Origin of the sequence: Micromonospora sp. DT4 (assembly GCF_049841675.1) — a bacterium.
Taxonomy (GTDB): Bacteria; Actinomycetota; Actinomycetes; order Mycobacteriales; family Micromonosporaceae; genus Micromonospora.
The window spans coordinates 1,519-4,018 of record NZ_JBNCKT010000194.1; the positions used below are offsets into that span (position 1 = coordinate 1,519).

The following is a 2,500-nucleotide window of genomic DNA, read 5'->3' on the forward strand; positions in this document are numbered from 1 at the left end:
CGGCCCCCCTTCTCCCTAAGTTACGGGGGCAATTTGCCGAGTTCCTTAACCACAGTTCGCCCGATCGCCTCGGTATTCTCTACCTGACCACCTGTGTCGGTTTGGGGTACGGGCCGCTAAGAACTCGCTAGAGGCTTTTCTCGGCAGCATAGGATCACTGACTTCACCTGAATCGGCTCGGCATCACGTCTCAGCCTACATGCGTCGCGGATTTGCCTACGACACGGCCTACACGCTTACCCCGGCACAACCACCGGCCGGGCTCAGCTACCTTCCTGCGTCACCCCATCGCTTGACTACTACCCGCCAGGTTCCCACGCTCCCCACCATCCGTCCGAAGACATCAGGCAGCTCGGGTGGTTAGCACAACGAGGTTCATCAGGGACGCTCTTTCGCGGGTACGGGAATATCAACCCGTTGTCCATCGACTACGCCTCTCGGCCTCGCCTTAGGTCCCGACTCACCCAGGGCGGATTAGCCTGGCCCTGGAACCCTTGGTCATCCGGCGGAAGGGTTTCTCACCCTTCTTTCGCTACTCATGCCTGCATTCTCACTCGTGCCGCGTCCACAACTGGGTCACCCCGCTGCTTCACTCGCGGCACGACGCTCCCCTACCCATCCACACACCTGCACAAGGAATCAAGTCCAAGCGAGGATAAAATGTGAATGCCACAGCTTCGGCGGTGTGCTTGAGCCCCGCTACATTGTCGGCGCGGAACCACTTGACCAGTGAGCTATTACGCACTCTTTAAAGGGTGGCTGCTTCTAAGCCAACCTCCTGGTTGTCTATGCGACCCCACATCCTTTTCCACTTAGCACACGCTTAGGGGCCTTAGCTGGTGATCTGGGCTGTTTCCCTCTCGACTACGAAGCTTATCCCCCGCAGTCTCACTGCCGCGCTCTCACTTACCGGCATTCGGAGTTTGGCTGATTTCGGTAAGCTTGTGGGCCCCCTAGACCATCCAGTGCTCTACCTCCGGCAAGAAACACGCGACGCTGCACCTAAATGCATTTCGGGGAGAACCAGCTATCACGGAGTTTGATTGGCCTTTCACCCCTAACCACAGGTCATCCCCCAACTTTTCAACGTTGGTGGGTTCGGCCCTCCACGCGGTCTTACCCGCGCTTCAGCCTGCCCATGGCTAGATCACTCCGCTTCGGGTCTAGAGCATGCGACTAAAACGCCCTATTCAGACTCGCTTTCGCTACGGCTCCCCCACACGGGTTAACCTCGCCACATGCCACTAACTCGCAGGCTCATTCTTCAAAAGGCACGCCGTCACCCCGCAAGGCTCCGACGGATTGTAGGCGAACGGTTTCAGGTACTATTTCACTCCCCTCCCGGGGTACTTTTCACCATTCCCTCACGGTACTCGTCCGCTATCGGTCACCAGGAAGTATTTAGGCTTACCAGGTGGTCCTGGCAGATTCACGGCAGATTTCAGGGGTCCGCCGCTACTCGGGAACACCCACAGAAGGTCAGCAACTTTCACCTACCGGACTCTCACCGTCTACGGTCAGCCATTCCAGACTGTTCGACTAGCCACTGACTTTATAACTCCTCGAATGCATGTCAGTACACTCAGCGGGGTCCCACAACCCCGACCACGCAACCCCTGACAGGTATCACACGCAGCCGGTTTAGCCTCAATCCGCTTTCGCTCGCCACTACTCACGGAATCACTAAATTTGTTTTCTCTTCCTGCGGGTACTGAGATGTTTCACTTCCCCGCGTTCCCTCCACACACCCTATGTGTTCAGGTGTGGGTGACACCACATGACTGGTGCCAGGTTTCCCCATTCGGACACCCTGGGATCACAGCTTGGTTGACAGCTCCCCCAGGCCTATCGCGGCCTCCCACGTCCTTCATCGGCTCCTGGTGCCAAGGCATTCACCGTTCGCCCTTGACAACTTGACCACAAAGATGCTCGCGTCCACTGTGCAATTCTCAACAAACGACCAACCCACAACCCGATCCGCCCCACACCAAACCCAGCCCTCAGACCAGCGGTATATGGAGCCAGGCCATGCCTGGCAGACTCCCAGCCCCCACCAAGGAGGGCCGGCCAAGTCATCCGAAAAAACAACCAACGGTTGTTCTTTCAGGACCCAACAGGGTGCTTACATTCCCCCTCAGCCGCACCAGGGACTTCGTTCCCACCACCCCGAAGAGCAGCTGTACTAGAAGGAACCCGGCCGTTGCCAAAGAAAAACTCGCCAGTGTCTCCGCCATCTGAGCACCCCACCACCACATTCGGGCAGCGCGGGCTCCTTACCGACTTTCATCGGAAGGTGCTCCTTAGAAAGGAGGTGATCCAGCCGCACCTTCCGGTACGGCTACCTTGTTACGACTTCGTCCCAATCGCCAGCCCCACCTTCGACGGCTCCCTCCACAAGGGTTGGGCCACCGGCTTCGGGTGTTGCCGACTTTCGTGACGTGACGGGCGGTGTGTACAAGGCCCGGGAACGTATTCACCGCAGCGTTGCTGATCTGCGATT

General features: G+C 58.0%; 2 rRNA genes (both running past the window's edge). Both read right to left on the reverse strand.

Annotated features, from left to right (window positions below):
* Positions 1-1,919 (reverse strand): 23S ribosomal RNA (locus ACLQ24_RS28285) (it extends 1,292 nt beyond the left edge of the window).
* Positions 1,920-2,304: 385 nt separating this feature from the next.
* Positions 2,305-2,500: ribosomal RNA gene (locus ACLQ24_RS28290) — 16S ribosomal RNA — on the reverse strand; it runs 1,319 nt beyond the window's last position.
* Together the 16S and 23S rRNA genes form the textbook arrangement of a ribosomal RNA operon.